Annotated in this window: 5 protein-coding genes; 3 read left to right on the forward strand and 2 right to left on the reverse strand. The window is 64.8% G+C overall.

Annotated elements, in window-relative coordinates:
- A partial coding sequence (locus VN004_RS08230; protein WP_325608824.1) for an acetyl-CoA hydrolase/transferase C-terminal domain-containing protein occupies nucleotides 1-1514 on the forward strand: 1514 nt, incomplete at its 5' end.
- Between the two features lie 8 nt (nucleotides 1515-1522).
- Here VN004_RS08230 and VN004_RS08235 read toward each other — a convergent pair.
- The gene (locus VN004_RS08235) at nucleotides 1523-2833 is read right to left on the reverse strand and encodes a hypothetical protein (RefSeq protein WP_325608826.1); all 1311 of its coding nucleotides are present in this window, start codon (nucleotides 2831-2833) and stop codon (nucleotides 1523-1525) included.
- Nucleotides 2834-2839: 6 nt separating this feature from the next.
- On the reverse strand, nucleotides 2840-3781 hold the full coding sequence (locus tag VN004_RS08240; protein ID WP_325608828.1) for a glycoside hydrolase family 5 protein: 942 nt from the start codon (nucleotides 3779-3781) through the stop codon (nucleotides 2840-2842).
- A gap of 576 nt (nucleotides 3782-4357) precedes the next feature.
- Between VN004_RS08240 and VN004_RS08245 the strand changes: the two genes are divergently transcribed.
- Both VN004_RS08245 and VN004_RS08250 read left to right on the forward strand, forming a co-directional pair.
- Entirely contained in the window at nucleotides 4358-6226 is a 1869-nt protein-coding gene (locus VN004_RS08245; RefSeq protein ID WP_325608830.1) for a WecB/TagA/CpsF family glycosyltransferase, read from the forward strand.
- A partial coding sequence (locus VN004_RS08250) for a hypothetical protein (RefSeq protein ID WP_325608832.1) occupies nucleotides 6223-6884 on the forward strand: 662 nt, incomplete at its 3' end. The genes VN004_RS08245 and VN004_RS08250, both read left to right, overlap by 4 nt.

Consider the following 6884-nt stretch of genomic DNA (forward strand, 5'->3'; position numbering starts at 1 on the left):
AGGTCAACGAATTCTTCTTCCTCGCCGGCCAGTGGCTCGGCTCACCCTACGCGCAGCGCCATTACATCTCAGCGAACTACACCCACGCGCTGCGGGCGGTGCTCGCGCGTGGCGTCAACGTCGTGGCGCAACTTGTCGCACACCGCAGCGGCGAGCCGCACCCGTTCAGCCTGAGTTGCAACCCCGATCTGACACTCGATCTTCTGGCGCTGCGCCGCGACGGCAAGGCCGATTTCGTCTTTTGCGGACAGACCAACTCCGAACTGCCGTTCATGCGCGGCGACGCCGCCATCGCGGCAGACGAATTCGATCTCCTCCTCGATGGCCCAGCGACGGACTTCCCGTTGTTCGCGCCGCCGCGCGAACCGATTTCGCTCGCTGACTACGCCGCCGGCCTTCACGCGGCGGCCCTGATCCCGGACGGCGGGACGCTGCAAATCGGCATCGGCTCGCTCGGCGACGCCGTGGCGCAAGCATTGATCCTGCGCCATCGCCACAACGACGACTTTCGCGCGTTGCTGTCGCGGTTGAAGGCCGCGCCGGAGGCCGCCACGTACACCAAGCCGTTCACGACCGGGCTCTACGGCTGCACCGAAATGTTCGTCGAAGGCCTGCTCGATCTTTATCGGGCGGGCGTCCTCAAGCGCGAGATCGACGGCGCGGTGCTGCACGCCGGCTTCTTCGTCGGCTCGCGCGCGTTCTACCGTGCGCTGCGCGAGATGCCGGCCGACGAGGCCGCGAAGTTCCACATGACGGCCATCGCCTACGTCAATGCCCTCTATGGCGACGAACAGGCCAAGCGCCGCGCCCGCACCGGCGCGCGCTTCATCAACAACGCGATGATGGCGACGCTGCTCGGCGACATCGTTTCCGATGGCCTCGAGGACGGCCGCATCGTCAGTGGCGTCGGCGGCCAACACGATTTCGTGGTGCAGAGCGCCGCGCTCGACGATGCGCGCGCGGCGATCATGCTGCGCGCCTCGCGCACCGCAAAGGGCAAGGCGCAGTCCAACATCCGCTGGCGCTACGGCCACACCACCATCCCGCGCCACCTGCGCGATGTGGTCGTGACCGAATACGGTGTGGCCGACATTCGCGACAAGAGCGACCGGGAGGTGATCGCGGCGATGCTCGCAGTCACCGATTCGCGATTCCAGGACGAACTGCTGCGGCAGGCCAAGGACGCCGGCAAGATCGAGCGCAGCTACGAGCTGCCGAAGTCGGCGCGCGAGAATACCCCCGACGCCATCGCAAGCGCGCTCAAGCCGGCCGCGGACTCCGGATTGCTGCCGCCGTTCCCGTTCGGCACAGATTTCACGGCAACCGAACAAAAGCTTCTGCCCGCCCTGCAACGGCTGAAGTCCGCCTCAGCGTCGGAACTCGCCGGTCTTGCGGTGCGTGGTGCGTTTGCGACCGCAGACAATCGCGATTGTCTCGAACGGCTGCGACTCGCAAAGCCCAGCAGCCTCAGCGAGCGCTTCTATGCCGCGCTGGTGCGCGGCGCGCTCGCCTGATCGGGTCGCTACGTCGTGCGGGGGACGGCGAGAGGGCGCACCACGACACTCTCGGTATCCGGGACTTTCGACAGCGCGCCGACCAGGAACCACAGCAGCGCCGCCGTCTTGATGGTGAAGGGCGAATTGCTGACGCAGAGGATCATGCCGAAATAGAGGGCCGCCAGGCTGCGGAACATGCCGAACTGCCGCGACGGTCCGTGCACGGAAAACAGCGTCAGCCAAAAGATCGCGACGCCGAGGACACCGATCCGGCTGATGATGTAGGCATAGCCCGAATCGAACACCTGCATGCTTGGCGCCTTGAGGCCAAACCAAGTCCAGAAATCGAAATTGGCGAGGATGTCCGACGACAGGACGAAACGGCCCACGAAGCCGTTGTCGATGTAGCGATTCTGCGGATCGTAGCTTCCGGTGACGATGAGAGGAACAACGGAAAGCACGGCAAGCGCCGCAGCGGGCAGGACCAGCGTGCCGAGCGTGGTCCATGCCAGCGGCAGGAACAACACCAGGAGCGTGATCGCGCAGAGATAGGCGCCGAAGCGGCTGTCGGCCGCGACGATGGCGGCAAGCCCGCCCAACATGATGCCCCATTGCATCCGGCCGCCAAAGCGCGAGCGCACCGCGCCCCACATGAAGGCGACGACGCCGAAATTCCCCATCGACACCGGCTCGAGGAACAACGACGACACGCGGTGATCGCCGATGAACGGCAGAAGGTTTCGGCCGCCCTGCGCGCCGGCAGGGCGAATGCCGCTCACGAACAGATCCGAATTCTGGAAGATCTGCCGCGCCTCGATGGTGCCGCGCGCAATGTAATAATGGGCGACATTGAACACGCGAGTAAAAGCCTCAAGCCAGAAATACTCGAACGCCGCCAACGCCAGCACCGCAGCAACGATCGTCGCGACGATGGCATCGACCGCCTTGATATTGCGCGCGCGTGTGCCGAGCAGGAAGAACGCGATGGGAATGGCAAGGTCGCGGATGACCTTGATGTCGATCGTCTTGTCCGAGCCGGAGAGGAATCGGACCGACGCGAACGACAGAGCCCACAGCACCACGAACCCGATCAGGATGACATGAAGCTGGTTCATGGCGCGATAGGCGACGAGGAATACCAGCGAGAGGATCAGTGCCTCGCAGGCCACCACATGCGCTTCGCCGATCTGGAAGACGTTGGTGTTGGCGAAGCAGAGGGCGAGATTGAACACCACCGCGCCGAACACAAGCGCGAACAGAACCAGAGGCGGGGCCGCTTCTCCGGTCTGCAACGAATACGGCGCGTCAAACGGCGCCTGTCTTGCGAAGGCGGACATCGCTTCTCACTCCGGCGAGCGCCGCCCGATGTGTTTCAGCAAGACCGCCATCTGCGGGCGGTCCGCCCCGTCGATCGGCTGCACGCTGGTGAAATAGGTCGGCGGCCAGAAACCCGCCGCCCAGTACGTCCAGCCGAGCCAGACATCCCTGTTCTGCTCCATGAACGTCAGCATTCCATCGAGCGCCGCCATGCAGACCGGATCGGAGCCGCCGCCGAATTCGCCGAGAAACCCGCGCTGGCCGTGGTCGTGCAGCCACTGCGTGAAGCGCTGCAGCGTGGTGACGCCGATCTGCTCGCCCCGGCACTGCGGATGCGTCCCCGAATAGTTGCTGTCGAGGTATTGATGCACCTCGAAGGCGATGTTGTTCGCCGGATCGGTAACACCCAGCATCGCTTGAGCATTCGGCGTGCCGTAGCTCGTACCGAACCAACTGTGCGCGCCGGTCCAGCCGTTTCCGGGAACAAGGATCAGATTCTTCGCACCCGTCTGCCGGATCGCTGCGATGGCGGCGTTGGCCGCCGCCAACCAGGTTTCGGTCGGCAAGCCCTTGGGCTCGTTCATCAGGCCGAAGACGACCCGGTCATTGTCCTTGAAGCGTGTCGCAAGTCTCCGCCAGACATCGGCCAGCGCATCCGCCGTCACGTCCGCGGTACCGATCGGCTGTTCGCGATACGCCGCATAGTTGTGCACATCGAGGATCACCGTCAGTTCGCGCGCGGAGGCGAGCGACACCACCACGGCAAGACGATCGAGTTCGGCGGTATCGAGATCGGATCGAAGCGCCGGCTGCATCCGTTCCCATCGAAACGGCAGCCGGATCGTGTTCATGCCCCTGTCGGCAAAATGATCGATCGTGGATTTGCGCGGATAGAAGTAATCCGTTCCGGCACGGCCCGGTAACTTCTTACTGGCGAATTCCGCCCCCGCGATATTCACGCCAGTCATAAGAAGCGGTTCCGCGTGCAACACCGGCGGCACGGCAAGCATCGCTGCCGTCGCGACAGCCGCCCCCTGCACAAGCCTTATCCATTTTACGGGAAAGCGATGCGAAAACCCGATGCGCCGTCTCCTCGATTCTGTGCGCCCAGATTTTTGCGCGCACCATGACACCACGCGGATACCGCGATGGAACACCGCGTGTCATCGACGACAATCGCTAACGCCGACATGCGACAACACCAAGGCATCCCGCGTTGCCATCGCGATAAGGCAACGCAGCGCTCTCACGTTTTGTTTCGATCCTGTTGCGATGAATGCGCAATATATCGGAGCACCACACGCATCACCGCATATCGGGCAACGTGCCGCGACCTCGCCTGGAAAGCGTCAAACAATTTTCAAAGACAGCGCGTTCGATGTCGATGCTTCGAGGCACGCGCTTCGAGGCTCTTGCCGCGTCGTGCACGCACGCCACGCTTTTGGATGCGATGCCTCACATCGACGAAACGAAACGAGCGGCCGTGCGTTGGCCGCTTTGGGTGTTGGGTGTTCCTTCTCAGCAAGGATCGGGTTCGGCGAACAATGCAGATCACTCATGTCGTGCGGCAGTTCCATCCAGCGGTCGGTGGAATGGAGAGCGTCGTCTGGGAACTCGCATGCGCGCAAATCAAGAAAGGCCACAGCGTCCGCGTGGTAACACTCGACCGCGTGTTCAAGTCGCCACGTCGCGAGCGCCTGCCCCATCGCGAGACATTTCACGACATCGAGATCGTCCGCATCCCGTTTTTCGGCTCGCCGCGTTATCCGCTGGCGTTCGGCGTGCTGAAGTCTGTGAAGGGAGCCGATATCGTCCACGTCCACGGCGTCGATTTCTTCTTTGATTTCCTGGCCTGCACCTGGCCGCTGCATCGGCGGCGGCTCGTGCTCTCGACACATGGCGGGTACTTCCATACCCGGTTCGCCTCGTCGTTCAAGAAACTGTACTTCGCAACGGTGACCCGGCTGATGCTCAGCCGCTATGCCGGCGTCGCCTCGGTCAGCACCACGGATCAGGCGCTGTTCAGGACCATCCGCTCGCGCGGCGTGACGCTGATCGAGAACGGCGTCAGCCTGTCGCGTTTCACCGACACGGCGTCGCGCGCGCCAGCCAAGACCATCGTGTCGCTCGGCCGCTTCTCGCATAACAAGCGCCTCGACCGTCTCATCGCCTTCGTCGCCGCGCTGGCGCGGCGCGACCCCGGCTGGAGGCTGAAAATCCTCGGCCGGCCATCGGACCTCACCGCCGCCGATCTGCGACGCATGGCGGCCGATGCAGGCATCGCGGACGCGACCGAAGTTGTGTGTTTGCCCTCCGAACGCAACATTCGCCGGATTTTCGGCGAATGCTCGGTGATCGCCAGCGCCTCGAGCTACGAGGGTTTCGGCCTGACGGCCGTTGAAGGCCTGTCCGCGGGCCTGTTCCCCGTGCTCAACGAGATTCCGCCGTTCCGCCATCTTGTCGAGCGCCACCGGCTCGGCCTGATCGTGGATTTCTCCGATGCCGAGGCGGCCGCGGCGCGGTTCCTCGCCAAATGGCGCGATATCGTCATCGACTACGAGGGCCACCGGCGGCGCGCGATCGACGCCAGCGTCCGCTACGACTGGGCCGGGGTCAGCCGGCAATACGAGGCGTTCTACAACTCCGCGCTCGGCGGCAAGGTTCGCTCGATCCTGGATGTCGGCGTCGGTGTCAGCACCTTCAACGATGCCGCACGGCTGCTCGACAGGCGATTCGAGGACGGCAAGCCCGCCGCCGTGGTGTTCGCCAGCGCCCACACGCTCAACACCACCGTCGCCAACGACGAGGTTCGCACGGCGCTGCGCAAGTCGATCGTCTTTAACGACGGCATCGGCGTCGATATCGCCAGCCGCCTGCTGTTCGGAAAATGGTTCCCGGAGAACCTGAACGGCACCGACTTCGTCCCCGATTACCTCCGGCACACGCGGCATCGCTACCGCATTTTCTTTCTCGGCGCGCGACCGGGCATCGCCGAGCGAGCCGCCGCGCGGCTCCTGGAGGCCTCCCCTCGCCATGAGCTTGCGGGCTGCTACCACGGTTATCTGGGCGACGCCGACACCGCCGATATCACCGCCCGGATTCGCGAATCCCGCGCCGATCTCCTGCTCGTCGCGATGGGCAATCCGGGCCAGGAGCTCTGGCTGATGAACCACCTCGCCGAAACCGGGTGCCACTTCGGCTTTGCCGTCGGCGGCCTGTTCGACTTCATGGCCGGTGCCGTGCCCCGCGCGCCGCAATGGGCCCGCACGCTGCGGATGGAATGGCTCTATCGCGTGGCCCAGGAGCCGCGCCGGCTCGGATCGCGCTACTTCATCGGCATGCCGCTCTTTCTTCTGCGTGTCGGCCGCCAATGGCTCGCGGGTCCGCGCATCCCCAACACGGTTTCCGAATGACAGCCGACACCCCCGCGAAGGCCGGCAGCGATTTCCTGCCCGGTGACGGAGCGACGATGGGCCGGCGCGCGCGCGCCATCGGCGCGGTCCGCGGCCTCGCCCAGCGATGGAAGGCGCGCATCTTCCTGGCCCTCGCCGATCAAGGGCTCGGCAGCGCCGGAAACTTCCTCCTGACCATCCTGTGCGTGATCTGGCTGCCGCTCGACGATTTCGGCCGCTACGTGCTCGTCATGTCGGTGTCGCTGCTGATCGAGGTCGGGCAGGCATCGCTGATCCTCGATTCGATGCCGGCAGTGGTGGCGCGCTACGGCCAGCGCAACCGGCGCCGCCTGGAGGTGGCGTGCCTCTGGGTCGTCATGATCTACAGCGCGGCCACCAGCGCCGCGGTGCTGCTGAGCGTTCCGGTGTTCGCGCTCTGGGCGCCGGAGTTTGCGCTGCCGCTGACGTGCCTCGCGCTCGCCAATCCATTCCAGCGGCTGTATGTGTTCCTGCGCCGCCTTTGCTATATCCGCGACCGCCAGCAGGCGGCGGCGGTGGCTTCGGCAGCCAACTGCGCCTGCCTGCTCGGCGGCGTGACGGCGCTGCATTTCACCGGCCAACTATCGGTCCCCGCGCTGCTGCTGCTGTGGGGCTTCGCCAACGGCGTCTCCGCGCTCAT

The sequence above is a fragment of the Pseudorhodoplanes sp. genome, from assembly GCF_035565855.1.
Classification (GTDB): Bacteria; Pseudomonadota; Alphaproteobacteria; order Rhizobiales; family Xanthobacteraceae; genus Pseudorhodoplanes.

Excerpts from the sequence above, each read along its gene's own strand:
- VN004_RS08235 (WP_325608826.1), bottom strand. The coding sequence starts at position 2,833 with ATGTCCGCCTTCGCAAGACAGGCGCCGTTTGACGCGCCGTATTCGTTG.
- VN004_RS08245 (WP_325608830.1), top strand. The coding sequence starts at position 4,358 with ATGCAGATCACTCATGTCGTGCGGCAGTTCCATCCAGCGGTCGGTGGA.
- VN004_RS08240 (WP_325608828.1), bottom strand. The coding sequence starts at position 3,781 with ATGACTGGCGTGAATATCGCGGGGGCGGAATTCGCCAGTAAGAAGTTA.